26 protein-coding genes are annotated in these 26546 nt (G+C 58.6%); 9 read left to right on the top strand and 17 right to left on the bottom strand.

Translation table 11 applies throughout. From position 1 onward, the window contains the following. Nucleotides 1-21: 21 nt before the first annotated feature. The 5 genes from ACID345_RS03010 to ACID345_RS02990 are packed head-to-tail and all read right to left on the bottom strand — an operon-like array spanning nucleotide 22 to nucleotide 2244. A complete protein-coding gene (locus tag ACID345_RS03010) occupies nucleotides 22-513 on the bottom strand; it encodes a hypothetical protein (protein ID WP_011521396.1) in 492 nt (163 codons plus the stop codon). Further along, nucleotides 510-1028, bottom strand: a complete 519-nt coding sequence (locus tag ACID345_RS03005; protein ID WP_011521395.1) for a hypothetical protein — start codon at nucleotides 1026-1028, stop codon at nucleotides 510-512. Before ACID345_RS03005 ends, ACID345_RS03010 begins: the two co-directional genes overlap by 4 nt. Further along, nucleotides 1025-1588 carry an RNA polymerase sigma factor gene (locus tag ACID345_RS03000; protein ID WP_011521394.1) on the bottom strand — a complete coding sequence of 188 codons (564 nt, stop codon included), beginning with the start codon at nucleotides 1586-1588 and terminating at the stop codon, nucleotides 1025-1027. The genes ACID345_RS03005 and ACID345_RS03000 overlap by 4 nt, the downstream gene beginning before the upstream one ends. Nucleotides 1589-1630: 42 nt before the next feature. Beyond that, nucleotides 1631-1954, bottom strand: a complete 324-nt coding sequence (locus ACID345_RS02995; protein WP_011521393.1) for a 2Fe-2S iron-sulfur cluster-binding protein — start codon at nucleotides 1952-1954, stop codon at nucleotides 1631-1633. A gap of 38 nt (nucleotides 1955-1992) precedes the next feature. Then, nucleotides 1993-2244 carry a hypothetical protein gene (locus ACID345_RS02990; protein WP_041855389.1) on the bottom strand — a complete coding sequence of 84 codons (252 nt, stop codon included), beginning with the start codon at nucleotides 2242-2244 and terminating at the stop codon, nucleotides 1993-1995. 154 nt (nucleotides 2245-2398) lie between these two features. Between ACID345_RS02990 and ACID345_RS02985 the strand changes: the two genes are divergently transcribed. Next, nucleotides 2399-2674, top strand: a complete 276-nt coding sequence (locus tag ACID345_RS02985) for a hypothetical protein (RefSeq protein WP_011521392.1) — start codon at nucleotides 2399-2401, stop codon at nucleotides 2672-2674. On the opposite strand, the gene ACID345_RS02980 is transcribed toward ACID345_RS02985, so the two are convergent. From ACID345_RS02980 to ACID345_RS02970, 3 genes are all read right to left on the bottom strand, one after another. After that, nucleotides 2671-3603, bottom strand: coding sequence for a hypothetical protein (locus ACID345_RS02980; protein WP_041855388.1), 933 nt, complete (start codon nucleotides 3601-3603; stop codon nucleotides 2671-2673). The genes ACID345_RS02985 and ACID345_RS02980 overlap by 4 nt on opposite strands. Nucleotides 3604-3644: 41 nt before the next feature. Next, nucleotides 3645-6233, bottom strand: a complete 2589-nt coding sequence (locus ACID345_RS02975) for a tetratricopeptide repeat-containing diguanylate cyclase (protein ID WP_041855387.1) — start codon at nucleotides 6231-6233, stop codon at nucleotides 3645-3647. A 160-nt stretch (nucleotides 6234-6393) separates the two neighbouring features. Beyond that, the gene (locus ACID345_RS02970; protein WP_011521389.1) at nucleotides 6394-6750 is read right to left on the bottom strand and encodes a hypothetical protein; all 357 of its coding nucleotides are present in this window, start codon (nucleotides 6748-6750) and stop codon (nucleotides 6394-6396) included. A 340-nt stretch (nucleotides 6751-7090) separates the two neighbouring features. On the opposite strand from ACID345_RS02970, the gene lexA reads away from it, so the two are divergent. The 5 genes from lexA to ACID345_RS02945 all read left to right on the top strand — a co-directional run bounded on the left by lexA (nucleotide 7091) and on the right by ACID345_RS02945 (nucleotide 12982). Next, nucleotides 7091-7723 carry a transcriptional repressor LexA gene (gene lexA / locus ACID345_RS02965; RefSeq protein WP_011521388.1) on the top strand — a complete coding sequence of 211 codons (633 nt, stop codon included), beginning with the start codon at nucleotides 7091-7093 and terminating at the stop codon, nucleotides 7721-7723. A gap of 203 nt (nucleotides 7724-7926) precedes the next feature. Further along, nucleotides 7927-8790 (top strand): hypothetical protein, encoded by an 864-nt coding sequence (locus ACID345_RS02960; RefSeq protein WP_148209997.1) that lies wholly within the window; start codon nucleotides 7927-7929, stop codon nucleotides 8788-8790. An 88-nt stretch (nucleotides 8791-8878) separates the two neighbouring features. Continuing rightward, nucleotides 8879-10672, top strand: coding sequence for a glycoside hydrolase family 2 protein (locus ACID345_RS02955; protein ID WP_011521386.1), 1794 nt, complete (start codon nucleotides 8879-8881; stop codon nucleotides 10670-10672). 63 nt (nucleotides 10673-10735) lie between these two features. After that, nucleotides 10736-11977, top strand: a complete 1242-nt coding sequence (locus tag ACID345_RS02950; RefSeq protein WP_011521385.1) for a phosphatase PAP2 family protein — start codon at nucleotides 10736-10738, stop codon at nucleotides 11975-11977. A 33-nt stretch (nucleotides 11978-12010) separates the two neighbouring features. After that, entirely contained in the window at nucleotides 12011-12982 is a 972-nt protein-coding gene (locus ACID345_RS02945; protein WP_011521384.1) for an aldo/keto reductase, read from the top strand. A gap of 51 nt (nucleotides 12983-13033) precedes the next feature. On the opposite strand, the gene asnA is transcribed toward ACID345_RS02945, so the two are convergent. Beyond that, nucleotides 13034-14173, bottom strand: coding sequence for an aspartate--ammonia ligase (gene asnA / locus ACID345_RS02940; RefSeq protein WP_011521383.1), 1140 nt, complete (start codon nucleotides 14171-14173; stop codon nucleotides 13034-13036). A gap of 117 nt (nucleotides 14174-14290) precedes the next feature. Here asnA and ACID345_RS02935 point away from each other — a divergent pair, with 117 nt between their 5' ends. Further along, nucleotides 14291-15127, top strand: coding sequence for a polyphosphate kinase 2 family protein (locus ACID345_RS02935; protein WP_011521382.1), 837 nt, complete (start codon nucleotides 14291-14293; stop codon nucleotides 15125-15127). 2 nt (nucleotides 15128-15129) lie between these two features. Here the strand turns inward: ACID345_RS02935 and ACID345_RS02930 are convergent, their stop codons facing one another. Then, on the bottom strand, nucleotides 15130-17022 hold the full coding sequence (locus ACID345_RS02930; protein ID WP_011521381.1) for an NAD(P)/FAD-dependent oxidoreductase: 1893 nt from the start codon (nucleotides 17020-17022) through the stop codon (nucleotides 15130-15132). A gap of 21 nt (nucleotides 17023-17043) precedes the next feature. On the opposite strand from ACID345_RS02930, the gene kdsB reads away from it, so the two are divergent. Beyond that, entirely contained in the window at nucleotides 17044-17832 is a 789-nt protein-coding gene (kdsB, locus tag ACID345_RS02925; RefSeq protein WP_011521380.1) for a 3-deoxy-manno-octulosonate cytidylyltransferase, read from the top strand. Between the two features lie 69 nt (nucleotides 17833-17901). Here the strand turns inward: kdsB and ACID345_RS02920 are convergent, their stop codons facing one another. The 6 genes from ACID345_RS02920 to coaD all read right to left on the bottom strand — a co-directional run bounded on the left by ACID345_RS02920 (nucleotide 17902) and on the right by coaD (nucleotide 24513). Continuing rightward, entirely contained in the window at nucleotides 17902-19071 is a 1170-nt protein-coding gene (locus ACID345_RS02920; protein ID WP_011521379.1) for a M48 family metallopeptidase, read from the bottom strand. A 114-nt stretch (nucleotides 19072-19185) separates the two neighbouring features. Then, complete coding sequence (locus ACID345_RS02915; protein WP_011521378.1) at nucleotides 19186-20604, bottom strand: phosphoglucomutase/phosphomannomutase family protein; 1419 nt, start codon at nucleotides 20602-20604, stop codon at nucleotides 19186-19188. A gap of 2 nt (nucleotides 20605-20606) precedes the next feature. Continuing rightward, nucleotides 20607-21722, bottom strand: a complete 1116-nt coding sequence (locus tag ACID345_RS02910) for a mannose-1-phosphate guanylyltransferase (RefSeq protein WP_011521377.1) — start codon at nucleotides 21720-21722, stop codon at nucleotides 20607-20609. Beyond that, on the bottom strand, nucleotides 21719-22696 hold the full coding sequence (locus ACID345_RS02905) for a type I phosphomannose isomerase catalytic subunit (protein WP_011521376.1): 978 nt from the start codon (nucleotides 22694-22696) through the stop codon (nucleotides 21719-21721). The genes ACID345_RS02910 and ACID345_RS02905 overlap by 4 nt, the downstream gene beginning before the upstream one ends. A 110-nt stretch (nucleotides 22697-22806) precedes the next feature. Then, the gene (locus ACID345_RS02900) at nucleotides 22807-24006 is read right to left on the bottom strand and encodes a pyridoxal phosphate-dependent aminotransferase (RefSeq protein WP_011521375.1); all 1200 of its coding nucleotides are present in this window, start codon (nucleotides 24004-24006) and stop codon (nucleotides 22807-22809) included. A 15-nt stretch (nucleotides 24007-24021) separates the two neighbouring features. Continuing rightward, on the bottom strand, nucleotides 24022-24513 hold the full coding sequence (coaD, locus tag ACID345_RS02895; protein ID WP_041855385.1) for a pantetheine-phosphate adenylyltransferase: 492 nt from the start codon (nucleotides 24511-24513) through the stop codon (nucleotides 24022-24024). A gap of 159 nt (nucleotides 24514-24672) precedes the next feature. Here coaD and ACID345_RS02890 point away from each other — a divergent pair, with 159 nt between their 5' ends. Next, complete coding sequence (locus ACID345_RS02890) at nucleotides 24673-25755, top strand: AI-2E family transporter (protein ID WP_041855384.1); 1083 nt, start codon at nucleotides 24673-24675, stop codon at nucleotides 25753-25755. A gap of 46 nt (nucleotides 25756-25801) precedes the next feature. Here the strand turns inward: ACID345_RS02890 and tsf are convergent, their stop codons facing one another. Beyond that, complete coding sequence (gene tsf, locus ACID345_RS02885; protein ID WP_041855383.1) at nucleotides 25802-26476, bottom strand: translation elongation factor Ts; 675 nt, start codon at nucleotides 26474-26476, stop codon at nucleotides 25802-25804. Nucleotides 26477-26546 lie beyond the last annotated feature (70 nt).

Genomic DNA, 26546 nt, shown 5'->3' with positions numbered 1-26546 from the left:
GTTTTTGCTGCAAGGCCGCCGCTACGACTCGGGTGTGACCGTTACATCGAGCTCGAATTGCTGGCCGGAGTTGATGTCATCTACGCTGCTCACCACCGTGGGCTTGCCGAACGTTACCAGGGGTGTGGAGCGGGAGCGCACTTGGCGGACCATCTTTTCGGAACCGCTCGTGCCGGGCATGGTGCTGATCTCCCAACCGACTTCCAGTCCCACGTTGCTCGAACCGGACTGGATGATACGGGCGTCGCAATTGAAGCCCACGTCCATATACTGAAGCCCCTTATCGCCACCGATATCAACCGGAATGCGATTGCCCGTGCGTATCTGCGATGAGCCACCGCTAGCCTCGGCAGACATGGTGAAGTTATGCGTGCTGAGCGGCTTGCCGCGGTCCATTTGCTTCAGCACAAAATCCAGTTTGTACTTTGCGTGCTGATCGGTTTTCGCTTCCTGCGCGAACCCTCCGACGACAAACAGGAACACAGCGGCGATCAATGCGGTACGACGAATCATTGTTCTTCCTCTCTCCCGAGCACCGGGATTTCCATCTCTTTGAACTGCAGCAAATCCACTTCTTTGCTTAAATCTCGTGGCTGCGCGACCAGTCCCGCCAACTGCTTTGCGCGGCTGTTGCGCACCAGTCGTAGAACGGCCTCTTCTTGCGGCGTGAACGGCGAGGCGACCACGGGAACTCCACGGATTGACGTTTGAACATCCTGTGGCCGAGTTTTACGTTGCTTTGGTTCCGCTGCTGCCTGCGCAGTTACACGCTCAATCGCGGGAACGGAGATCCGTGCGCTGACTACTGGCGGTGCACTCGGCACCGGTTGATTCAGGGCGGTGAGAAACGAGATCACAACCACCGCTGCTGCTGCGAGTCCAGTGCTCCACATCCATACCGCACGCTGCTTCCGTCCACGCACGGCGGCAAGCATGCGGCTTTCGAATCCCAACGTCGGCTCGACATTCGAGTACTCCGCGAGTGCTGTATCGAGCCAGCCATCGAATCTGTCGCGTGTCTCGATCATCTTGTTTCTCCTCTCGCGGACTTGGTTCCGTACCTGGACTGCAACTTCTCTTTCATTAGCTCGCGTGCGCGGTGCATACGTGTTCTCACCGAGGCCTCGGGAATTCCCAGGATCGCGGCGACGTCCGTGCCGCTTAGTTCCTGCACCGTCGAAAGCGTTACAACGTCCTGAAGATCACGCGGCAGCGAAATGATGAGCTCGTGGAGAATCTTCGTGCGCTCTCCCGCCAGCAAACTGCTCTCGGCATTCACCGCACCGGAAGCCGGTTCCACGATCGCGGACAGTTCCAAATCTTCCGGCCGCCGATGATCCAGCGCGATGCGCCATGCGATTTTGGCCAGCCATGCCCGCGAGTCGTTCACGTCTTCCACCCTCCCGGAGCGGAGCGCTCGCAGAAAGGTCTCCTGCGCCGCGTCTTCGGCATCATGCGGATTGCGCAAGACCGAAAACGCGATGCGATAGACCATCTGTCCGTGCTCGCGCACGCAGCTTTCCAGAGCGGTTTCATCCGACGTCTTCGTCCAGAACCGCACCGCGAGTACGTTGCCTCCGCTGTCCATCTAACTTAAAGACGGCAGCTCAGCAGAATTGTTCGGAAATCTTTATTCGGTGACGCTGGGCAGCTTGAGTGCCCGCAGGCAATACCGCAATTCCAGGCTCAGTTCCTGAAGCCGCATTCCATCCTGTACGCCCACTTTGCACGCCAGGGCGGCGCGCTTGGCAGTTCCCTCACCGGTGTCATAGCTCACGCGGCAGTACTGGCAGTCTTCGTTCCAGCAGAAGCGACCCATGGCGACATCTTCGGGGGAAAGGTATTGGAGGGCGCGAAGGAGAGTGTTATTTTCCGGGACCTCGAAAACGCGGCCGCTGATCTCGATGTGGACGAGCCGGTCAAAAGGTCGGTACAGAGGCCCGGGGGAACTCATGGCCTCAGGATATCAACTCGACGTGACGGCGTTCCGGTTTATTTACGGCGCTGCTTCTGGCAGTTCTTGGCTTCCTGCTGGAATTCCCGTTTCAGACGGTGGCAACGGTCACTGTTCGGGGCGGCGCTGCACTCGCGCTTCATTTCAGCATGAACCGCCTGCATGCGGGCCTCGGGATTCAGTGCTCCGTCAACCGTGCGTCCGGGAAGAAACACAACGTCCGCGGCGGGCGCGGAGGATCCTGCTGCCAGCAAAACTGCGACACACGTCCATCGGACTTGCGTGTTCACGATGGTCTCCCTGCCTAGTTGGAGCTGTGACTCCGAGGATACGTTGCTCCCCGCCAGTACAGAATGCAAGCTCCCAGAAGGGTACGTCCTGAAGTTTTGACGTGCGGGCAACAATTCGGGCAGCAGCGTCCTCTTTTGGTACCTAGGAGACAACATGTCCACTGATCCCGATGCCAAGAAGGGCGCCGTCGAGCAGGACCGCCCCGACCAACCCACCAATACCTCGCTTTCAGGGCAAAACCCGCACCGCAACAAGGGCAAGGCCCTACAAGGCCAAGACACTGACCTGCCCGAGCCGGGCGAAAACGAAGAACATTCCATGGAGGGCAGCTTCAAGAAAAATCCAGAAGGTGAGTTGAACGATCAGGACCCTGGAGAGCGCCAAAAACGCAATCAGAACGATCAGAGAGAAGATCCGCTGGCGTCCTAAGCCGTCACGATCAAGCGCCGGACGGTTGAGAGTTCATGCGGCTCGCGTCCGGCGACCGTGATCTCGCGGGCGAGTTCTGCCGCCCGCGCGGCCTGCGGTTCGGAAGCATCGAGCAATGTCCCATCCAGCGAACTTGCGCCGAAGCGCAGAGCAATCTGCGCCAGCTTGCCGCCCAACATTTGCAAATAGGCGCGGACATGCGGGATGTGTCCGAGCGCAAGCCGGGCGATGGCTATCTGCTTCATCTCCTGCATGCCGGTGGTCATCACCAGGTTCAGGTCTGTCGTCGCGTCAGGATCAAATGAGATCGAGGAGAATGCTTTCGCTTGGACGTTGCGGAAGCTCAGTAGCTCGCGAGCCTGCTGCTCGGGGGACGCCGTGCGCTGCACCACGTAGGCAGGAACCTGGATCCTTGCTTCCGCGGCTAACGATCGAGCTTCCGCCCGTTGCTCCGCGGTGTTCGTGGTGTTCCAAATCACCTTGCGTACGGCGGGCAAAAACAATTCAGCGCCGCTACCAAGCAAGCTGCTGACACCGGCATCACGAAGTTTTTGGAGCGTTCCTTTTGCACTGTTTCCGGCGATCTGCTCAACCGTCATCGCCGATACCACAGCGCTCGCTGAATGCTTCCGCAGATTCGCAACTGCCGCGCCCACGCGATCTACATCGCTTCCGAGCACCACGAACTCCGCCGCCTCGCCGGATTCTGCTCCGTTAGCAAAAGCCATCGTATCGACGCCATACTGCGTGGCATGCCCGTGCATCTGTTCGCGCATGTAATTTGCAAGCCAGCCGATCGCGAGGATGTCCTTCGACGCGAAGAGCACAGTCACGTCGTTGAGATCGAGTTCTTTTCCTGCGAGGACCTTTTCGTGGATCGTTTGCAGGCGTGGGTCGTCGGTCCGGAATGGGTGGACGGCAGGTTTCATTGTGACGGAAGACATCTCTTCGATGATAACGGATGCGGGAGTTAGTCGCCCGCGGCGGCGGTAAGGAATGCGGGTGCGATCGAGTGCGACTTATTGCCGCCCGAGGCTTTCGCCGCTTCCAGCGCGGATTCCAGGCGATTGATCACCTCGGTGACCACGTCCACCGGATCATAATGCGGGTTCATCACAGCCTCGGCAATGCCAATCGAGATCGGCAGCGCCTGGTCACGACCGGGGATTTTCGTGCCCCCAAGCACCTTGCGAAGTTTATCGGCGACAAAGAACGCGTTCTTGTCGTTCGTATCCGAGAGAACAATCGCGATCTGCGTCAGGTCGTAGCGCACAGGCACGTCATTCTGCCGCAAATGTGCTTGTACCACCTGTCCTACCTGCTGCAGCACGGAATCTACAGCGGCTTCGCCGACGTCACGGATCAGCCCCGCGGCTTTGCCGATCTCCACCAGCATCAGCGTGACCGGCGCGTTGGCCTGCAAAGCGCGCTTCACTTCCGAGAGCAGAACGTCGAGATACGACGAACGCTTCAGCAAGCCTGACTTCTCTTCCGTCACAGCAAGGTTCTTGACTAGGCTTCTGAGTCTCGCGTTGTGTACCGCCAGAACCATCTGGTCGGCGATGGTGCGCAGCACTACGACGTCCGTCTGCCCCCACAACCGCGGGGTGCATTGCTGCAAGATCAAGATGCCGGCCTGCTCGTCGCCTTCGGAGAGTGGGACTGCCAGCAATGACTCAATGCCGAGCGTCTCGATGACGTCATGCACCGGCGCAAGTTCATGCGCGGAGCGGGCATTCGAGATGGAAACCATGCCCATCGCTACCGCCAGCGGATGGAGAACTCCGATCAATTTCACGATCGCCGCAACGTCCGACTGCGGAATGCCCGGCGCGCAGTATTCCAGCGCTGCCGAGGGCGGCTTGCCCGGCGAGCACAACCCCGCCACGCAGCGGCTCGAATTCCAGTGGCGTCCAATATCGTTTACGGATGCGAACAACACCGCCTTCACGTTTCCCTGGCGGTAGATGTTCCGCGTGATTTCAGTAACTCGCGAGATGTTGTCCACCGAGTTCTCGGCGGCAACCGCGTTCGGTATGGGAGGAGCAGGCTGCTGGTCCACCCCGCGCGTCACGGGCGCTACAACCATCTGCTGCGCAGAAGGATGGTCCGAGTATTGCGGGAAGAACCCAGCATTGTTGTAGAGGCTCCGCAACTTCTCGTTGCGCTCTTCCTCATGCGGGAACAGCTTGTGAATACGTTCCAGCCGCTCGACCGCTTTCGAGCGCATGGAGTACTGCATAAAAATTTCGGACTGGAGGATCAGGTCCTCGAGGACCGTCGTTTCGTTGTCGCTGGCGGCATGGGTCGAAATATTGTTGTTGTTCGACGATTGTCCGCCCTGCTGCTCGACCTTGATCACACTGCCGAAGCGGTTCGCGATGGCGTTGAAACGGTTGTCTTCGAGCTTGCCGCGCAACATTTCAATGCGGTTCGTATGACCCGGCTCGTAGGGGTCCACTTCCGCCGCGCGGTCAAGACAATCTCCGGCGCGCAGGAACTCGCCAGCGGCGTAATGCAATTCGAATAAGCGCAGCAGCGTGTGGCAGTAGTCGTGTTCGCGGTTGTTGGAGTTGTAAAGCTCCACCATGTAGTACAGGAACTCGATGGAGGGCGATTTCTGTTCGAGCATCTCCTGCATGATCTGCACGAACTCCCGGCGACGGCCGGTCTTCGACATTTGCTCTTCCAGCTTTTTCGTCAGGCGCAGTGCGTTGTCGGTCTTTTGCAGGTCAACGTAGTCGCCAATCAGTTCCAGGATGTCGTCGAGCTTTCGCGAATCGAACTCATACAGCTTCCAGACGACGGGTTCGGCTTTCTCGAGATGTCCCGCAAGCAGCAGTGCGCGGGCATAGGCCTCCCGGGCTTCAATCGGGCTCGAAGGATAGTTCGCCAGCGGCTCGAGGATCGTAACTGCCTCTTCGGCTTCTCCGCGAAGCAACAGCGCGTGCCCATGACCAAAGGCAGCCCCCGGGTTCGTCGGATCGTAGTGGTAGGCCTTCTCATACCACTCAGAGGCATCGCCACCGGACTTTTCAACGAGAATTCCGGCCTGGACGAAGGAGACCGCAGCTGTCTTCGGATCGTCCAGTTCCGCTGCCAGATCGCCTTCCTGGGCATAGTTCTCGATCGAAGGATCGAGCGAGGAGATTCTCCGGTAAACCTCCAGCAGATCGCTGAGTTTTCCAGCGGTCCGGTACTCACTACCCAGGTTGACGTACGCCTCCAGCGCCTCTTTGCGGTTGGTGCGCTCCTGGATGTGGGCGAATTGCAGCATCTGCTGCAAGGAGGGTTTCCCGACCCGGACTAATTTCTTGTAAGTGATGACAGCGCGGGCGTTATCGCCGATGGAACACTGGGAATCGAAGATCTGGCCGAACATTGTGGCCGCGTCGGAAGTGCGGCCAAGGGAGACGCAGAGTTCAGCGGCTGTCTGTCGAACGCCTTGATTCGACGGCTGTTCGTCCAATACCTGCAAATACTCCTCAAGGGCATCTTCGTGCTTGCCCTTCTGGAGATACTTTTCGGCCTTTTCCAAATGCTTGGAAATATCGGACATTTTGACAGGGTGGACCTTAGGCATTCATTGTAAGCAGAACGAGCGAAGGCCAGCAATTAGTGATACCGCAGAGTATCTCCTAAATCCACCTAAATTCCGACCTAGAAAGTGGTTGCGTCCGAACCGTGGTAATCGCGAAGCGATGCCTTCGGTTTCGGGACTAGATTCCGCTGGCCAGCGTGCGCATGCCGGAGGAGACGATTCCACGCACATAATCCGTTACGCTCATGTTGCACTTCGTGGGCGTAGCGTTGGGCGCCATTACGGTCGCCTGCTTCACCTGGCGGCGGGCGCGGACCATCTCGCGCGCTGCGGCGCGGGCTTGCAGACGCGCTTCCATCGCGGCCAACCTCGCCTCGGTGCGCACCTTGCACATCTCGGCTCTCTGCGAGACCACACTCGCCTGAACCGTCGGCGTATAGATCGCCTTGACGGGCACATGATGTGAGAAAAAGAGCCCGATATTCAAAACGGCCAGCGCGGCGATCGTCTTTGCGGCGTTCGATTCAAGGTTCATGGTGCAACTCCTACGGGCGATAGACGCCTCCCGGCCATGTACGTTATCTCGTGGCAGGGGTGTGCGCCACAAACCTGTCCCTGTCGCTCGGTGTTCGTCCCAAGTACCTCTTTCGTCATCCTCTGACCCTTCCTGACCTTCCGCCGCAGCCATCGGGGTTTACGGTTCCGTCTGGGCCGCATGGCAGCTCCAAGACGAAGCGCTGGGTGGGAGCTGCCCTCTTCCGGAGGTTCCTCGCGGCATAACCATGAAAAGCAAGTAGGTTAGCTCTTGACTTTCGCCTTCCTTTCGCTAATACTTCGGGCATCGTAGCAACGACTCGATAGCGAAGGAAGGTCGAATGGTCGCGCTAACCCGCCGGCAACGTGAGATGTACGATTTCCTGTGCAGTTTCACCGATTCCCATGGCTACTCACCGTCCTTCGAAGAGATTGCCGAAGGCATGGGGCTCTCCTCCCTCGCAACGGTTCACAAGCATATTGGAAATCTCGAATCCAAGGGCCTGCTCAAGCGCGACTACAACCGCGCCCGTTCTATCGAAGTCCTGCGCCCGAAGGGCCAGCTTAAGAAGTCCATGGCCGCCGCTGCTGCCGTAGCGACCGCGGGGCTGCCGTTTCTTGGCCGCATTGCCGCTGGTCAGCCGATTGAAGCCATCGAGAACCCTGAAACCATCTCGCTCGGCGATTTCACTGGTTCCAAGGAGGTTTTTGTCCTCCAGGTCAGCGGTGAATCCATGCAGGACGAGCACATCGTGGATGGCGACTACGTCCTGGTGGAGCGCATCAATACCGCCCGAGATGGCGAAATCGTGGTGGCTCTCGTGGAAAACTCCGACACGACCCTGAAACGCATCTACCGCGAAGGCGAGACTGTGAGGCTGCAGCCCTCCAACGCCAAAATGCAGCCAATCCGCGTCCCAGCCGGTTCGGTGCAGGTCCAGGGACGGGTAATCGGCGTCTTACGCAAGTACTAGTCTTGTTTACTACAACGGAAACAGCTTTCGTACTGGCACACTTCACACTTTCTTTTTCGTGAGAAGCTGAATAACCTTCTATACTCGCCGACAAAGATTTGGCTTGTTTCATTTTCAAACGGTGGGAGTGGGCTGGCATGCAGCGTGTGCCCCCAATCGGCGGAGAACTCGGACCACTGGCAGATACATTTGCGGAGGATTTCATGAAGAAGGTTCTGGGGCTGATGGTGGCAGTATCACTCCTTGCTTGGACACTTGGTTGCGCTTCCAGTAAGCAATTAGGTCCTCTGAATCATGGTGGCGGCAGCGGTGGTGGAGGCGGCAACGGTACCGTCGCGTCCGGCAACTGGGCGTTCGTTGGTAGCGGCACGAATGGCCCGATGCACATCGGCGGCTCCTTGACCGGTTCTGGAACCTCGGTGTCCGGCGACATGTTCGTCGTCGGCGGAAATGGCTACGCGATCGGCAACAGCACCGGGCCGATGACGGTTTCAGGTTCGGTTTCGAACGGTACGCTAACAATGACTGGCGTGATCGGAAGCTCGACCATAACTCTCACCTTCACCGATGTCACCAGCAGCGGAGCGACGTCACTTCCGAATGGCACATTTTCAGTCGTCGGCGGCACTGATGCTGGCGATAGCGGCACGATGACCGGCGTGATGGCCTCCAGTTTCTCCGGGACATGGCAAGGCAATGAACCGGTCACCACCGGCCTCGTCTCGGTCGAGTTCACGCAGGCGTCCACCGCGACATCAACGGGCGGTCGCGCTGGCAGTTACCCACTAACGGCGAGCGGCACCGGCGTTGTTTTCTCCGGCATCGCTGGCTGCACGGTCACCGGTACGCTCGATTCGGCTCTGTCGTTTACAGCGGGTGACATCGTCTACCTCAAGATCGACACGACGGACAATATCATCGCCGGCCACATGATCTATCTCGGCTTCGCGAATGACCCCACTGCGCCTAGCATGATCTCCGGCGGCGGCTACGTCTATGCCGGTGGCACGAATTGCATGCTGCAGAACGACAACACTCAGCATCCGCTCAGTCTCACGAAACAGTAACTCTCATCATCTTGAGTTTGCGGGAGCTTCGGCTCCCGCTTTCTTTTTCCTTCCTTGTACGATGGTTGGTTCGAATCGTGAGGAGACGATGCCGACCACTCACCGCACTCAACGCCGCTCCGTGCTCATCGTTCTAGTTCTTTTCGCCGCCGCGGCAACTGCATTTGCACAAACGCCTCTCATCGCCAACATCCACGCGCGCCAGATCACCGATCTCTCCGGCACCTGGAGCACCATCATTGACGCCTACCACGTCGGCGAGCGCAATCGCTTCTACGAAGATCGACACCAAACCGATCCTTCTGAGCTCATCGAATACAACTTCGATCACTCTCCGACTTTGAAAGTCCCCGGAGATTGGAACTCTCAACGCCCTGAGCTGTTTCTGTACGAGGGCACGCTCTGGTATCGGCGAATCTTCTCCTACCATCCAGCGCAGGGAAAGCGTCAGTTCGTTTACTTTGGCGCCGCGAATTATCACGCGACCGTCTATCTCAACGCGCAGAAGCTTGGCGAACACAGCGGCGGCTACACGCCATTCAATTTCGAAGTCACCGGCAAACTAAAAGACGGCGAAAACTTGCTCGTCGTGGAAGTGGATGATCGTCGCAGCAAGGACGCCATTCCCGCGCTCAATACCGATTGGTGGAACTACGGCGGCCTCACCCGCGAAGTCTCCCTCGTAGAAGTACCGAGTGCGTTCATCGAGAATTACTTCATCCAGTTGGCGAAAGGTTCGCCGAACGAGATCGCCGGCTGGGTGCAACTCAACAGCGCCGCCGGGGGATCCGAGGTAACGATCGAGATTCCCGAAGCCAAGCTCCGCCAGAGCGCCAAGGCAGATGAGCACGGCCGCGCAGCCTTCCGCTTCCCCGCGCAACTGACGCCGTGGTCGCCCGACAATCCCAAGCTCTACGAAGTTCGCATCTCATCCGGCACAGACCATCTGACCGACCAGATTGGCTTCCGCACCATCGAAGCCCGCGGCACTAAGCTCTACCTCAATGGCAAGCCGATCTTCCTGCGCGGCATCTCGATCCACGAAGAAGCGCCCTTCCGCGGCGGACGCGCCTTCGCATCCGAAGACGACAAAACGCTCCTCGGCTGGGCGAAAGAACTCGGCTGCAATTACGTGCGACTCGCCCACTACCCGCACCACGAGAGCATGGTGCGCGAAGCCGAACGTATGGGCATCCTCGTCTGGTCCGAGATCCCCGTTTACTGGGACATTGACTGGAAAAACCCCGACTCCCTCGCGCAGGCCCGCCAGCAACTTCACGAAGAGATCGCCCGCGACCAGAATCGTGCAGCGATTATTCTCTGGTCTATCGCCAACGAAACTCCCATTGATCCCGACCGTCTTGAGTTCCTGAAAGCCCTGGCCTCCGACGTTCGCTCGCTCGACAACACTCGCCTGCTGACCGCCGCCCTCAATCGCACCGGACGCGAAGGTAAAACCCGCCTCATCGACGACCCGCTCGGCGCCGTTGTGGACGTGCTTGCGATCAACGAGTACATCGGCTGGTATGAAAGCCGGGTCGAAGATGCCGACACTACTGAATGGAAATCCTCGTGGGAGAAGCCGCTGCTGTTCAGCGAATTTGGCGGCGGCGCGCCCTATGGACGTCACGGCGCAACTAACGAACGTTGGACCGAGGAGTACCAGGCAAACCTCTACCGCCATCAGCTGACCATGCTGCGCAAGATTCCCGCCCTCGCCGGACTCTCGCCGTGGGTGCTCATGGACTTCCACTCGCCCGTGCGCCTGCTGCCCGGCGTGCAGGACATGCGCAACCGCAAAGGCCTCGTCTCCGACCAGGGCCAGCGCAAGCAAGCCTTCTACGTGTTACAGGAGTACTACCGCGAAATGGGTGCGCACTAGCAAATCACTTTGCGGTCGCGCAGCCTTGCCCTATTCTGTTGGAACGACACATCTGGGACCTTGATGCCGCCAACCTCGCGCCGAATCCTGCAATACCTGCTCAGCCTGCTGCTGGTGGCGCTGGTGTGCGGGCTCGCGTGCAGCCATCGGTTCTACATTGAGTCCATCGTTTCGGCCTATTTCGCTGCGGCATTGGCAGGCGCCGCCATCATCTACGCCTGTATCCGTCGTCCCAAAGAACTGATCCACGTCGTCGCTGTCGCGTTGGTGCTGTGGGCATTGGAATATGGCATCGCCGGGACCCGCGCTGCCGGCATTTTCCTGGTCGTCCCGACAATCTCCCTCGTAGGTCTCGCCGCGTTCCTGGTACTCGGTCTGCGCGCGATCTGGTCGCAAGGCGATGAACAGCGCATGCTCCTCTACGCCTTTATCCCCGCGGTGATCTTTGCCGGCTCTGATTGGTTTGCCAGCGAACTGCTCGCTATCACCGAGAAACTCCATCCCCAGGTATTCGACTACTACCTCTTCTCCTTCGACGCCAGCCTCATCTGGCAGGCCTCGCCGGAGATGGGCAAGATCTTTGCGACCTACACCTGGTTCCGCATCTCGAGCACCATCGTCTATGTCGGCCTCGCGCTGCCCATCGCGCTCGTTTACGGCTTGAATCTTCGCCGTCGCGGAGGCGCCGCACTGCCAGTGATGTATGCCTTCCTCCTCACCGGTCCCATCGGCGTCATCTTCTACAACCTGCTTCCGGCGATGGGCCCCGCCCACGTCTTCGGCGCGTCGTTTCCGTTTTACGTTCCGGATTTCACCCAAGCCGCGCGTCTCGTGCCGACGGTCGTCACCCTGCCCGGCCCGCGCAATGCGATCCCGTCGCTGCATATGGGATGGGTACTGCTAGCCTGGTGGAACTCCAAGGGCCTGCACTGGTTCTGGCGCGCGATTGTCCTCTACTTCGTCCTATTTACCGTCTGCGCCACGCTCGGCACCGGCGAGCACTATCTCGTAGATCTCATCGTCGCCTACCCGTTCGCGTTGCTCTTGCAGGCCATCAGCAAAACCAGCTTGCCCATCGCCGACCGCCAGCGCTGGGTGCCGCTAGTGGCGTCGGTCGCGACAATCCTGCTCTGGTTTGCTCTGCTTCGCTTCGACAATCACGTCTTCTGGCTCTCGCCGAGCATCGGATGGCTGATGAGCCTCGTCACCATTGCCGGCGCGATCGGCCTCCACTACTGGCTGCAAATGGATCCCACGCAAATTGCCGGCGAGCAGCCCGCACTTTCCAGCGCCGTGGCAGAATAGTCCGGACAACAGCATTCGCACATAAGGGGCCTCATGAAATACCGCACCTTCGGACGTACCGGTTTTGAAATCAGCGACGTCGCCTACGGACTTTGGGGCATGAGCGGATGGAGTGGCTCAGCCGACGAGCAATCCCTCAGCTCTCTGCAAATGTCGGTGGACCTCGGCTGCAACTTCTTCGACACCGCCTGGGCCTACGGCAACGGCCACAGCGACGAATTGCTCGGCCAGATCATCGCGCGCAATGCGAACAAGCGACTTTACGCCGCCTCAAAGATTCCGCCCAAGAACGATCGCTGGCCCGCGACCCCCGAGTACAAGTACCAGGATGTCTTCCCCGCCGACCACGTCTTCCACTACGCCAACGCCATCCGCGAAAAGCTCGGCGTGAACTCCATCGATCTGCTGCAATATCACGTGTGGGACGACAGTTGGACTGACGAGCCCGAGTTCCGCAGCACCGTCGAAAAACTCAAGAGTGACGGCATCATCCGCTCGTTCGGCCTCAGCCTCAACCGCTGGGAGCCCGCCAACGGAATCAAAGCCATTCGCACCGGCCTCGTGGACGCCGTGCAGGTTATCTACAACATCTTCGACCAGAACCCCGAGGATGAACTCTTCCCCATCTGCGACGAATTCGACGTCGGCGTAATCGCCCGTGTTCCGCTCGATGAAGGCAGCCTCGCTGGCCATCTCACCCTCGACACCAAGTTCCCCGAAGGCGATTGGCGCGCGGGCTATTTCGGCCCCGAAAACCTTGCACCGACCGTAGAACGCGTCGAAGCGCTGAAGAAAATCCTTCCCGAAGGCATGGTCCTGCCCGAAATGGCTATTCGCTTCATCCTCTCGAACCCCACAGTCAGCACCACGATTGCCGGCATGCGCAAGCCCGAACACGTCAAGCACAACATCTCGGACAGCGACGCCGGTGGTCTCAACCCCGCACTCCTCGCTGAATTGAAAAAACATCGCTGGGACCGCTTGCCCACTCCGTGGTCCGATTAAGCCGAAACGAAAAAAGGCGCTGTCGCGGCAGCGCCTTTCCGAATCCAACAATTACTCCAAAACGAAAATATTCTTCTTCGCGCAAATCTCCTTCAGGATCTTCGGCCACACCGATACCGTCACTTCGCCAAGATGTGCCTTCCGCAAAATCTGCATCAACGTCCGTGACTGCCCAATACCGCCGCCAATGCTGAGCGGAATCGTGCCGTCCAGAATCGCCTTGTGATATGGGAAGTTCAGAAAGTGCTCCTGGTTCGTCGCCTTCAGTTGCTGTTTCAGCGTCTCCGCATTCACCCGGATGCCCATGGACGACAGCTCGTGCCGACGCTTCGTTACCGGGTTCCAGACCAGGATGTCACCGTTCAGGCCGTGCATCATCTTGCCCTCGGCCGACTCTGTCTCGGTGACCCAGTCGTCATAATCCGCCGCGCGCATTTCATGCGGATAGCCATCCTTCAGCGTCCATCCAATCCCGATAATGAACACCGCCGGATATTTTTGCAGGATCATCGTCTCGCGCTGTTTCCGCGGCAGGTCCGGATACATCTCGAGAATGTCTTCCGCATGCAGGAAGGTCAGCTTCTCCGGTAGCTTGGGACAGCGTGGATCATTCAGTTCCGGGAATTTGTTCAGCGCGAACCGCTCCGCTCCGACAATCACCGTCCAAATCTTGCTGACAATCGTCTTCAGGAATTCGAGGCTGCGCTGCTGGGCCGTAATTGTCCGCTCCCAGTCCCACTGGTCCACGTACACGCTGTGGTCGTGATCGAGGAAATAGTCCTTGCGCACCGCATGCATGTCGGTGCAAAGCCCTTCGCCGGGCTTCATATCGAACTGTTTGAGCGCCATTCTCTTCCACTTGGTCGCGGCCTGCACCACCTGTGCGTCGATTGGGTGCACGTCATGATCGTTCGGGATGTGGAAGGTGATTGGCGTCCTCGATCCGTCGCGATCGAGATAGTCGTTCACGCCACTCTCCATATCCACAATCAGCGGCACGGACGTCATAATCAGGTTCAATTCCTGGCAGAGGTGCTCTTCAATGTACGTCTTCACCGCATAGATCGCCTTCTGGGTTTGTTTGCGATCGAGCAGTGAGTGATAGTCCTTGGGCAGGATCTTTTCGAGTTCGGTATAGTTGCCGATGCCGGGCCCTGCGAGATCTGCCACCTTCGATAGCGTTGTTGCCATACAATTCCTCCTCGGGAATAAAGCGGCACGGTACGCAAGACCATCACATTCGGGAACACTTGTCAGTGCTATAAATCACGTGCGACTGTGCGTTCCTAAATTCGGAGAGAGCCACCAATGAAATTCAGCAAAGAATTGGCTGTGCCCCCACACAAGAAAGTCCGCCTCAAGGACTACGACACCTGTGAGACTCTCGGCTACGAAACCGAGCACGAAAAGGGTGACGACAACGACAAAGTCGACGTGCTCATGGAAAAAACCATCCGCCGCCTCGACGACCTGCAGTACACGCTCTACGCCGAAGGCAAGCGCTCGGTGCTCATCGTGCTGCAAGGCATGGATACCGCCGGCAAAGACGGCACTATCCGCCACGTAATGTCGGGCGCAAGTCCGCAGAGTTGCAAGGTCACGTCCTTCAAAGTCCCGTCAACCCGCGAACGCCTGCACGATTTCCTCTGGCGCATCCATCAGGCCACGCCCGAAAACGGCGAGATCATGATCTTCAACCGCTCACACTACGAAGATGTGTTGGTGGTGCGGGTACACGATCTCGTACCCAAGAAAGTGTGGGAAGACCGCTACGACGAGATCAATCGCTTCGAGAAATACCTGACCGAAAATGGCACCACGATCTTGAAATTCTTCCTGCACGTCAGCAAAGGCGAGCAGAAGAAGCGTATCGAGGCGCGACTGGCCGACCCGTCGAAGCATTGGAAGCTCTCCGAAGCCGACCTGAAAGAACGCGAATATTGGGACGATTACACGGAGGCCTACGAAGCCGCGCTCGGCAAGTGCAGCACGAAATACGCGCCGTGGTTCATCATTCCCGCCGACCACAAATGGTTCCGCAATCTCGCGGTCTCGAAGATCATCGTGGAAGCCCTGGAGGATATGGACCCGAAATATCCAACTCCGCAGATCGACATCGCGCGCATGAAACGTCTGCTGAAATAGCGCTAGCTCTGAGTAATCACGTGGTCCAATAACTGCCTCACCGCACGATCCGCCTCGATGATGGACGTGCGGTGATCCATAATCCCCGCCAAATCCGTATTCGCAAACGCAATTCGCCCGAAGGGGGCTGCTCTTAACACCTCGCTGGGCGCCGGCTTCCCATCCTTGCCGAAGAAAAATCCCGGCTGCGGATTCAAGTACGCGTGTCCCCACCGGTTCAAGATGATCCCCGCGATATCGCGCTTCGCATCGAAGCCCACGTGTCCAAACATTTCATTGAACTGATCGCGGATCTGCTGCTCGTACTGATGGAACGACGTTCCAATCATCTCCGTACGCCCGCGAATTCCCTGCTCCTGCGTCGGCAGGCCCGGATACGAATACAAACATTTCAGCGTCAGCACGGTAGGCGAATCCGGTCCAATCGTCGCTGACGGCGCGCCGAACACTGGCAACTTCCGCACCTCCATGTAATTTCCAAGCCCCTCAAACCAGCGGCAGCCACTGACGCCCATCTTGTATAGGAACCGCCAGTTCCTCACCGCAACATTCGCCATCAAACACGGTGAGCGATAGAACTGGTCGTACGCTTCGCGATGCGTCGCCGGCAAATCGCGCACAATGTGCTTCGCCGTCCAGCATCCGCCCGCGACGACCACTGAACGTGCGCGTACTCGATAGAGTTTCCCATCCTTCAGGTAGGTCACCAGCACGGCCTTCGACTTCTCTGCCGCGCCTTCGTGCTCGACAGAGACTACCGTCGCATTCAACCGTACCCTGGCTTTTTGATCTTTCCGGTCGAGCGCCGCGAAGTTTACGCGCCCGCGCTGCACGCCTTCGATCGTCGCTGCTCCCGTTATCGAATCCGGCGCCAGCGTCTTCATCATGTGCCGCGCGATACCCGTATTTCCTCCAGGAAACATCTGGTCCGCGTCGTCTTCTGGCAGCGGATACAGAAAATCCGCCGCATACTCTGCATACGCGGAGAGCGCATCCGGCCCGAGTCCCGAACCTCCGCCCTCCACCGGCGACAATAGAGTTCGTATCGTCTCGCGAGAGATGCCGAACCGCTGCATCATGTGCTCCTCGAGCGTGATGCTGTCCAGCTGCCGCGTAATCGGGTCACCGTGATACTTCGGTTTCGGCCGGTGATGATGCCCGTTACGCCACTCCAGAAGATCGGCCTTCTGCTGCGCTGTGATCGGTGCACCCTCGAGCTTCTTTCCCCACGGATCAATGAGCCACGTTCCCGACCCTCCAAACTTCTTGCCGAAATAAAAGCCATACGTCTTCGGCATCTCACCCGACATGTCGTACGGTGTCTTGCTCAGCGGGATTTCTGGCTCTTTGCTTCCCCACCGTTGATATTCGAATCGCGGTGCGCGCAATCCGATCGAGTCGTAGAAACGCCCGATGAAACTGTATGGATATGGTACCCAGAACACCGCCGAACCCTGGTGCGCTGTGAGCCGTTGCCCATCCACCTCCAACTCATTCTGCTTGGCCTCGCCACCAAAGATCGGATGGTTCTCCAACACTAGCGACGTGCACTGGTTCTGTGTGCCACGCTGGAAGAGCAACGCCGCCGCCAGACCGCTGATACCTCCACCCACAATCAAGCAATCGAATGTCTCGCCGGTGTCGGCCACGTCCTTCAGCGTGTCATACGCGCCATCGCGAATTCCATGTCCCGCCTTGAGGATCGCTTCGGTGTTGCCGTTCGAATTCGCGTAGTCGCCCACGCCGCCATAGCCGGTGAAGTCATCGCCATTCTGTTGTGCGAGTAGTTCAGCCGGAGTGACCTGGTTCAGCAGCATCGCGCCGGAAGCGAGCAGCGTTGAATTGAGGAAGTCGCGGCGGGTAATGCCATCTTGCGAGGGAGAATGTTTTTTCACGATTAAACCGTTTCAAAGAGATTGCCGCCGAGGGTATCACGATTCAACTTGCCCGAACCAGCACCCCGCGTCGAAACTGGAACGGTGAAAGCCATCGCCGTCATCCCCGCCCGCATCGCCTCCACGCGCCTGCCGAGAAAGATCCTCCGTGAGATCGACGGCCGCACCATGCTCGATCGCGTCTACAACGCCGCCAAGGGTGCGCCCATGCTCGCCGACGTCATCGTCGCCACCGACTCGCAGGAGATCATGGACGTCTGCAACCGGCACGGCTGGAACGCGCGCCTCACCTCCGACCAGCACCGCAGTGGTACCGATCGCGTGCATGAAGTCGCGCAGACCGTAGCAGCCGACGTCTACGTGAACGTTCAGGGGGATGAACCTCTCGCCCGCCCCGAGCACCTCAATACGCTTCTCGAATTGATGCGGGATGAAACCGTCCAGGTCGGCACCCTTAAAACACCTTGCGGGAAGGAAGACGTCGCCAATCCGAACGCCGTAAAAGTCGTAACCGATAAGACCGGCCGCGCGCTGTATTTTTCGCGCTCCACCGTCCCTTACGATCGCGACAATCGCGGCGACATCGCCTACTTCAAGCACCTCGGCTTCTACGCCTATCGCAAGCCGACACTCGACCGGTTCTGCGGTTGGCCGGAGTCGTCCCTCGAGCGCAGCGAGCGCCTCGAGCAATTACGTTTTCTGGAAAATGGAGTGGATATCTACGTCGCCGAAACGCCCTACGACACCATCGGAGTGGATACCGAAGCCGACCTCAAGCGCGTGGAAGAAATCCTACGCTCTCGCAATTAGATTATTTGTGGGCTTGTCATCCTGAGCGGAGTTTCGCGAAAGCGAAACGAAGTCGAAGGACCCCTATCGTTAAACCGATGTCGCGGGTGTCTCGCTTGGCGGGACGGCCTGCCGCTCCCGCCACTTCTCCGCCGCTTCCACTCGCTTCGCAATCGTAGGATGCGAGTGGAACAGCACTTCGATCCATCGCGCCGGGTTCTCTTCTGCCAAATTCTGGCTCGCTAGTTTGTGCATCGACGTCACGAATGGCTCAACCGAGGGTATCGACTTCCACGCATACGAGTCGGCCTGCCGCTCGTTGTAGCGCGAGTACGCGTTCAGCACCGGTGTCAGCACCAAACCCAGCACCGCGGCAATCAGCGCCAATAGGGGCAAGTTCGCAAAGTCCGACATTGACTGAAACATCTGACGCTGGTCCACGACATACCGCAGGATGATGTGCGACGCCCAGAAGCCCACGAACGTAATCCCCACCTGCACCAGGATTCCCTTCGCGATGTGCCCGTGCACATGATGTCCCAGCTCATGCGCCAGCACCGCCTCGATCTCGTCGTCGCTGTAATTTTCGAGCAGAGTATCGGCGATAATGATTCGCCGCGTTTTCCCCAGGCCCGTCAGCGCCGCATTTGCCTTCTTCGATTTCTCCGAGATCTTCCACTCGTACACGCCGCGGACCTTGGTTCCCGCCTTCTCTCCGAGCTTCACCAGTCGCTCGCGGAGGGCATCGTTTTTCAGCGGCTCAAAACGGTAGAAGATCGGGAATAACACCACCGGCGCAAGCTGCGCCAGCAGGACGGTGAACCCGATGAATACTGCCCACACAACCAGCCACCAATAATCCGGGTAGAGACGGATCGTCGCGTAAAGTACCTCGACGAGAATCGTAAGGATAACCAGCCCGACGAGCCAGCCCTTCAACTCATCCCAAAGCCACGCGCCAGGTTTCTGATTCGAGAGCTTGAACTCGTGCTCCAGGCGGAAGCCGTAATAATCGATCGGCAGCGAGAGCACCTTGCTGATGAGCAGCAGGAAAAGCACGAACATGAATACGGCGATGGAGTAATACTGTCGCGACGCGAGATACGCGAGGTCGCGCAGCCGCGCGCTGCCGTGGGTGAGGACCAGGGCCAGCAGCAGCACGAAACCGACGATCAGGTCTGACACCTCCAGCCATCGTTTGAGACGGTTATAGCGGCGTGCCTCGAGGCTGTCGGGCTTTAGGGTCGAAACAGTATTCATGAGCGAAAACGAAATTGCGGGCAATCTTACATTGCCCGCGCGGTTACGTCGAACTCTGCGATTGCTTTAATTCTATTCTCGTGGCGCGATGCTGTCATTGCGCTCGAGCAAGTATTAAGCGCGCCGATGCACGAACTTCTCCGCCTCGCCGAGGATATCCTGCACCATCTCCGGCGATGATGCCTCGCTATACACACGCAATAGCGGCTCCGTGCCCGATGCGCGAATCAGCACCCACGCATCCGCACCGTTGCCGTTGTTTGGTGTCTCGAAGAAGAACTTCATTCCGTCCATATCTTCGATCCGGCTCACCTGGAGTTTTCCGATCTTCGCCGGACGCTCACCTGCGCGCCGCATCGCATCTTCTTTCACCGCGTTGTCGAGGTGCATGTCAATACGTCCATAATGGTGTTCGCCATACTCCGCCTGCAGCGAATCCACGAGTTGGCCCAACGACATCCCGTAATTCGCCATCACGTTCGCAATTACGAGCGAATTAAGAATTCCATCGCGCTCAGGCAAGTGTCGCGGAATCCCAATTCCACCCGACTCCTCGCCGCCGACGAGTACTTCTTTTCCGGACAGCACAACATCGCAAACGTACTTGAAGCCGATGCCGTGCTCTACCAGTTCGCGACCGTGCTTCTTCGCCATGCGATCGAGCATGCTGGTGGTGTTAAATGCGCGCGTGATCGCTCCCGGCCACTGCTTTTTCTCCAACAGCCACTTCAAAATCACCGCGAAGCACTTGTGGGCGTCCACGAAGCGGCCGCGCTCATCCACGGCGCCAATGCGGTCCGCGTCGCCGTCCGTTGCAAGGCCCGCGTGCGCTTTCTCGCGAACCGTCGCTTCCTGCAACGCCGCAATATGCGGCAGGATTGGCTCCGGATTAATCCCCGGGAACAGCGGGTTCACTTCGCCGCGAATCTCCACGTGCGAAATGCCGCGCTCGCTGAATATCTTCGACAGCACGCCGCGTCCCGCGCCATACATCACGTCAATGCAGAAGCGGAAGTTTGCCTTGGCAATCGCATCGAGATCAACAAAGCTCTTCAGCACCTCGAAGTACGGCGCCTTGAAATCGAACGCCTCAACCTTGCCGCCACTCTTCATGATCACTGGCGCATCAAGATAGCTCTCGATCTGTTTCATGATCGTCGGCGTGCCCGAGCCACCGTACTTGGCCTTGTACTTCACGCCGTTCCAGTTCGCCGGGTTATGGCTGCTGGTGATCATCACGCCACCGGCCGCACCGAACTTCTTGATCGCATACGACAACGCCGGTGTCGGTGTGTAATCATCCGCCAGTTTTACACGCAATCCGGTTGAAGCCATCGCTTCCGAAGCAGCCTCCGCAAACCGGCGCGAGCCAAAGCGCGTGTCGTACGCCACGTAAACGCCCTTGCTGGCGTCTTCGTGCTTGTGGATGTAATGAGCCATGGCATGCGCCACGCGGCGAACGTTCTCGAAGGTGTAATCGTCGGCGATCAGTCCGCGCCAACCGTCAGTTCCAAACTTGATTTGCTGAGGCATAGTTAAACGAGGTTCTTCAGTTTCTTTTCGTCGAGGAACTTTACGACCTTGCCCACGTCCTGCGATTTCTGCCGTGTCGTAATCAACAGCGCGTCGTCGGTCTCGACAACAACTAAGTCTTTCACGCCCACGACGGCGATGAACTTCCTCGGCGAGTGCACAAAGTTTCCACCCGCATCGTGCGTGAATGCACCCTTCGATGTGAGGACGTTTTCGTGCTCGCTCAATTGTTGCTCTGCCGCGCGATGCTCAAACAGCGCCGCCCACGAGCCGAGATCGTTCCATCCCCAATCCGCCGGAATGCAAAAGATGTTCGAGCTCTTCTCGCCCTTAGCTGAGCGCGGTTCCAGCACCGCGTAGTCCACGCTGATGTTCTCGCACTTCGGATACAACTTCGCGAACGTCTTCGCGAACTCTTTCGTCCCGTAGCTCGCGGCAATTTTCTCCAGGAACGGCGCGGTCTCTCTCAGGTGCTCCCGCAATGCGTTCGCCAGCGTTTTCGCGCCCCACACAAACACGCCGCTGTTCCAAAAATAATGCCCCGACTCCACGAACTCCGCGGCCTTCTCGGCGTTGGGCTTCTCTGTGAAGCGCCGAACTCGCATCACACCACGCTCGTACTGCTCACCTACTTCAATGTATCCGTAGCCTGTCTCGGGTCGCGTCGGCTTAATTCCCAGCACCACGATGTTCTCGCCCGCCGCGGCGATCTGCACCGCCTTCGCAATGTCCTTCTTGAACGCCTCTGGCTTCGACGTCACGTGATCGGACGGAAACAGTCCCAGCACTGCCGAGGGATCCAGTCGCTCGAGGATGAACGCCGCCAACCCAATCGCGGGCGCCGTATTCCGCCCCACCGGTTCTGCGATCAGCTGTTTGATCGGCAATGCGCGCAGCTGCTTCGCAATCGGGACGAGCAGATCATCGTTTGTAACCACCCAGAAGTTCTTCTTTTCCGCGAGCGCCGATAACCGCTCCACCGTCTCCTGGATCATGCTCTTATCACTGTTCAGCGGCAGTAGTTGTTTCGCCATGCGCTTGCGGCTCAGAGGCCAGAAACGCGTTCCGCGTCCACCGGCAAGAATTACGGGATAGAAATTTGCCTTCGATTTCTTCATAACAATGTTGTAGTTGGCTCGGGCACTGCATGCGCGGGCAAATTCATCCGCAATAACTCACATTCCCACTGTGGCTGCACTTCGAACTCATCGCACTCCGCCGGCACAACCACCGCTTCACCCGGAGTAAACGCGATCGGCTCGATGCCCGCGTGGTGCAGCACACCGGTCCCTTTCTCTGAAACCAGTACTTGCACCGACGCGCCTCGCTCCTCCGCGCTCATCTTCAGCGGCGATTTCAGCGAGTAGCGCTCCACGCAAAAAGACGGCGACGCAATCAGTACGTCATGGTTGCCGTTCCTTGAAACCTTCACCTTGCCGGCATGTGTCTTCTCTTTCGTGCTCGCCAGCCCCGCTTCCACATGCAATTCTCGCGGACGCCCATAGTCATACAGCCGGTAGGTCGTGTCCGAATTCTGCTGCGTCTCAATGATCACCGCGCCCGGACAGATCGCGTGCACCGTACCCGCATCCACGTAAATCATGTCTCCGGTCTGCACTGGTACCGCGTTTAGTAAGTGCTCGGCACGCTTCTCGTGGATCGCCTGCTCAAACTCCTGCTTCGTCACACCGGCCTTGAATCCGAGCATGACCTGCGCACCAGGTTCTGCGCTCGCCACGTACCAGCACTCCGTCTTTCCCCACGGCTGGCCGATCGCCTGCGCGCGCGCGTCGTCCGGATGCACCTGCACCGAAAGCTTTTCATGCGGAAACAAAAACTTCGCAAGCAGCGGGAAGCGGTCGGCAGGCTTCGCCTTGTTGCCCGTCAAAGCAGCGCCAAATCTCTTGCAGAGTGTCTCGAGCGTCTCGCCCTTCAGCGGTCCACTCGCAACTTTGCACTTCTCACCGGTCAGCCAAGCCTCGCCAATCGGGTTATCGCCGACAATGCGGGTATAGATGGGCCGCAGGTCGCGCGTCCCCCAGATGCGTTCATGAAATTCAGGGGCTAACAGGAATGGATGAAGGTCTGCCATGAAATGTCGTCGAACGAACCGGCGAACTACGCCCGAAACAACTTAGAAGCAGCTCTGGCCAGAACGGGTGCCCCACGTCTCGCGATTTTCGAGACGTGGGGATTTTGAAATTAAAGGCTGGCGAAGAACTTGTGCATCCGCTCCAAACCGCGCGCCACATTCTCATGCGAAGCCGCGTACGACAGCCGGATGTGTTTGGTTGTGCCGAACGCCTCGCCCGGGACCGAGACCACGTGTGCCTCGTGCAGTAGCTTCTTCGCGACGTCGGCCGCCGAGTTCATCCCTGCCTTGCCAAACGCGCAGCTGATGTCCGGATAGGCGTAGAACGCGCCCTGTGGCATGGTGCACTTCACGCCCGGAATCGAGCGCAGCCCACTCACGATCTCGTCGCGCAGCTTAATGTAGTCGGCGCGCATCTCGGCGACGCACTCCTGCGGACCATTCAACGCCGCCACCGCTGCCTTCTGCACAATTGAGGTCGGGTTCGACGTCGATTGGCTTTGCAGCTTCTGCATCTGGCTCACCACCGCCGCCGGCGCCAGCGTGTAGCCCAGCCGCCATCCGGTCATGGCGTAGGTCTTCGAAAGCGATCCCACCACCAGCAGCCGCTCCTTCACTTCGGTCAGGCTGCCCAGCGAAAACTCTTCGCCGGTGTAGTTCAGATACACATAGCACTCATCGGAGATGACCCAAATCCCGCGTTCATAGGCAAAGCGCGCTATCGACTTCATGTCCTCCGGCGCCATCACTGCGCCCGACGGGTTCGACGGCGAATTTAAAATGATCAGCTTCGTCTTCGGCGTCACGGCCTTCTCGACCATCGCCGCCGTCAGCCGGAAGTTCTGGCTCTCATCCGCTTCTACAAACACCGGCTTGCCGCCCGAGTACTGCACCATGTCTTTGAACGACACCCAGTACGGCACCGGGATGATGACTTCATCGCCGTGGTCCACCAGCACCTGGATCGCGTTGAACAGCGCATGCTTGCCGCCCACGGAAGCGATCACTTCCTCGCGCTTGTAGTCGGTGGCGAAGTCTGTGGCGTGCCGCTTCGCAATCGCATCGCGCAGTTCCGCCGTGCCCGCCACTGCCGTGTATTTCGAGAAGTTGTTATGGATCGCCGCAATCGCCGCTTCCCGGATGTGCTGCGGCGTTCCGAAGTGCGGCTCGCCCGCGCCAAAGTCCACCAGATCCACCCCGGCAGAGCGCAGTTTCTCGGCTTCGTTCACAACCGCGAGGGTTGCCGAAATTTCAATGCGGTTCATCCGCGCGGCGGGGCTGAGCGTCAGTTGCGATGTTGCAGAACTCATAAAATCTCCTCGTCTTTACTTCGTACCCTTTACCTTCAACACCAACTTCTGCACCACCATCTCCGGCACCAGGCCGTCGACCGAACCGCCAAGCCGCGCCACTTCCCGCACCAGCCGCGAGCTCAAGTACGAATACTTCTCGGCCGGCATCATGAAAATCGTCTCCAGGGTCGAATCCAGCTTCCGGTTCATCAGCGCCATCTGGAACTCGTACTCATAATCGCTGATCGCCCGGATCCCCCGCAGCACTGCCGCAGCGCCCTGGCTGCGTGCGTAATCCACCATCAGGCCCTGAAACTCGTCCACCCGCACATTCGGCAAGTTCTTAGTCATCTCTTGCAACATCTCTCTGCGCTCCGGAACCGTGAACAGCGGGTCCTTCTCCGGATTGCGGAGGATCGCGACCACTAACTCATCGAAAATCTTTGCCCCTCGATGAATCAGGTCGAGATGCCCGTTCGTGACCGGATCGAAAGATCCGGGATAGATGCCGATGACTTGCTTCACAGGCTCGCTCAAGTGCGTTGAATCTCTGATTTTACGGCCTCGCTCGTCCCGGAAGCAATGCGCACCCAACTTCGCGCTGGAATCCTCTTCCCGCCCTGTTTACCATGCTCCCATCTTGCTCGAAACGCAATTTGCCGCATCCAAACGAATGGAGAGCGAGTGATCGATTTGCTGGACCGCCGCGCAGTCCGCGTACTGACCACCGTGCTGGTTTTTGCCGCTGTTTTGGCGTTCATTTACGTTGCGCACAAGACGCTCATTCTCTTTCTCTTCGCGCTTCTCTTCGCTTACTTGCTGGAACCCGTCGTCAGCCGCCTTGCCGGATGGATGCGCAACTCGCGCGGCCTCGCAATCCTCATTGTTTACGTTTTGCTCTTCGTCGCCGTGACCATTGCCGGTGCACTGATCGGGCCACGCATCTTCTCCGAAGGCCAAAAACTTGGCCAGCAACTCCCGGATCTCTACGACAAAGTCGCCTCTGGCAACATCGCCTTCACGCTCGGCTCCCGCCATGGCTGGAGCGCCGAAACATCCCAACGTCTGAAGACTCTGCTCGTCAGCCACCAGGATGAAATCGTAAGCGCCATCAGCAGCGCCGGCACCCGGACCGCCGCGATGCTCACCAACATTGGCTGGATCATCATCATCCCCATCCTCGGCGCATTCCTGCTTAAAGATAAGCGTGACCTGCGCCTCTCGCTGCAGAACATCGTGGGCGAGCCGCGCAAAAGAGAGTTTTTTGGTCAGCTCATCACTGATGTTGACGCCATGCTCTCGCAATTCGTCCGCGCCCAACTCCTGCTCGCCATCATCTCCGGACTGGTCTATACCGCGGCATTATCGGTGCTCCAGGTTCCTTATGCCTACATCCTCGGCGCCGTCGGCGGCCTTCTGGAGTTTGTCCCGCTGGTCGGCCCCGCCATCGCGGCGGTGGGCATCGTAGGTGTCTGCTTCGGCACCCCAAACTTCCACCACACCCTCTGGGTCGTCGTCTTTCTCGGCGTCTGGCGCCTCCTTCAGGACTATGTGATCTCCCCGCGCCTGCTCGGCGGCAAAGTCGAACTCCACCCTCTGCTCACCATCTTCGGCGTTCTCGCTGGAGGCGAAGTCGCGGGTGTACTCGGGATCTACCTCTCGGTTCCTGTGATGGCCACGATCCGCATCCTATTCATTCACTGGCATCGATACCGCGCCAGCGCCGAACTCGCGTCAGATACCGCGCCCGTTCTCGTAGAAAAATAAAAAGGGCGGCTTTTCAGCCACCCTCTTTCATTCACGTGCGAACGAACTACTTCGCTGCCGGTGCTTCGGCTTCACCCTCGTTCGAGGCCTTCGAGATCGCAACCGTCTCGCCGACGTCGCCGACCTTGAAGCGCGCGAAACGCTTCACCGAGATGTTCTCGCCCAGCTTGCCGATCGTGGTCGCGATCAACTGGCCGACGCTGATGGTCTGCTCCTTGATGAAGGGCTGCTCGAGCAGGCACACTTCCTCGTAGAACTTCGCCATCTTGCCCTCGACGATCTTCTCGATCACCGGAGCCGGCTTGCCGGTCTTCGCGGCCTGGTCGCGATAGATCTCTTTTTCCTTCTCCATGTACTCGGGCGTCACGTCTTCCTTGCGGACGAACTTCGGATCGCTTGCCGCGATGTGCATGGCGATGTCGTGCGTCAGTTCCTTGAACTGCTCCGTGCGCGCCACGAAGTCGCTCTCGCAGTTCACTTCCACCAGCACGCCGATCTTGCCGCCGGCGTGAATGTAGCTCACCACCGAGCCTTCGCTGGTCACGCGTGCAGCCTTCTTCGCAGCCGACGCAATGCCCTTCTTGCGAAGGATCACGATCGCCTGCTCGATGTCGCCGTTGGCCTCGGTGAGGGCCTTCTTGCAGTCCATCATCGGGGCGTTTGTCTTCTCACGAAGGTCTTTTACCTGTGCTGCGCTGATGTTCACGGTCTCTGTGCTCACTTCCTCTTCCAGTCTGGACCTCTATAGAAATCCGTATGAATTGCGTTACCCTGTCATCCTGAGCGGAGCG

It is taken from the genome of Candidatus Koribacter versatilis Ellin345, assembly GCF_000014005.1.
In the GTDB taxonomy this organism is placed as follows: domain Bacteria; phylum Acidobacteriota; class Terriglobia; order Terriglobales; family Acidobacteriaceae; genus Korobacter; species Korobacter versatilis_A.
Note: the sequence above shows the minus strand (reverse complement) of the source record. Positions and strands in the feature narration are given on the sequence as shown.

Coding starts and splice junctions, on each gene's coding strand:
- ACID345_RS03010 (WP_011521396.1), bottom strand. CDS start 513: ATGATTCGTCGTACCGCATTGATCGCCGCTGTGTTCCTGTTTGTCGTC.
- ACID345_RS03005 (WP_011521395.1), bottom strand. CDS start 1,028: ATGATCGAGACACGCGACAGATTCGATGGCTGGCTCGATACAGCACTC.
- ACID345_RS03000 (WP_011521394.1), bottom strand. CDS start 1,588: ATGGACAGCGGAGGCAACGTACTCGCGGTGCGGTTCTGGACGAAGACG.
- ACID345_RS02995 (WP_011521393.1), bottom strand. CDS start 1,954: ATGAGTTCCCCCGGGCCTCTGTACCGACCTTTTGACCGGCTCGTCCAC.
- ACID345_RS02985 (WP_011521392.1), top strand. CDS start 2,399: ATGTCCACTGATCCCGATGCCAAGAAGGGCGCCGTCGAGCAGGACCGC.
- ACID345_RS02980 (WP_041855388.1), bottom strand. CDS start 3,603: ATGAAACCTGCCGTCCACCCATTCCGGACCGACGACCCACGCCTGCAA.
- ACID345_RS02975 (WP_041855387.1), bottom strand. CDS start 6,233: ATGTCCGATATTTCCAAGCATTTGGAAAAGGCCGAAAAGTATCTCCAG.
- ACID345_RS02970 (WP_011521389.1), bottom strand. CDS start 6,750: ATGAACCTTGAATCGAACGCCGCAAAGACGATCGCCGCGCTGGCCGTT.
- lexA (WP_011521388.1), top strand. CDS start 7,091: ATGGTCGCGCTAACCCGCCGGCAACGTGAGATGTACGATTTCCTGTGC.
- ACID345_RS02960 (WP_148209997.1), top strand. CDS start 7,927: ATGAAGAAGGTTCTGGGGCTGATGGTGGCAGTATCACTCCTTGCTTGG.
- ACID345_RS02955 (WP_011521386.1), top strand. CDS start 8,879: ATGCCGACCACTCACCGCACTCAACGCCGCTCCGTGCTCATCGTTCTA.
- ACID345_RS02950 (WP_011521385.1), top strand. CDS start 10,736: ATGCCGCCAACCTCGCGCCGAATCCTGCAATACCTGCTCAGCCTGCTG.
- ACID345_RS02945 (WP_011521384.1), top strand. CDS start 12,011: ATGAAATACCGCACCTTCGGACGTACCGGTTTTGAAATCAGCGACGTC.
- asnA (WP_011521383.1), bottom strand. CDS start 14,173: ATGGCAACAACGCTATCGAAGGTGGCAGATCTCGCAGGGCCCGGCATC.
- ACID345_RS02935 (WP_011521382.1), top strand. CDS start 14,291: ATGAAATTCAGCAAAGAATTGGCTGTGCCCCCACACAAGAAAGTCCGC.
- ACID345_RS02920 (WP_011521379.1), bottom strand. CDS start 19,071: ATGAATACTGTTTCGACCCTAAAGCCCGACAGCCTCGAGGCACGCCGC.
- ACID345_RS02915 (WP_011521378.1), bottom strand. CDS start 20,604: ATGCCTCAGCAAATCAAGTTTGGAACTGACGGTTGGCGCGGACTGATC.
- ACID345_RS02910 (WP_011521377.1), bottom strand. CDS start 21,722: ATGAAGAAATCGAAGGCAAATTTCTATCCCGTAATTCTTGCCGGTGGA.
- ACID345_RS02905 (WP_011521376.1), bottom strand. CDS start 22,696: ATGGCAGACCTTCATCCATTCCTGTTAGCCCCTGAATTTCATGAACGC.
- ACID345_RS02900 (WP_011521375.1), bottom strand. CDS start 24,006: ATGAGTTCTGCAACATCGCAACTGACGCTCAGCCCCGCCGCGCGGATG.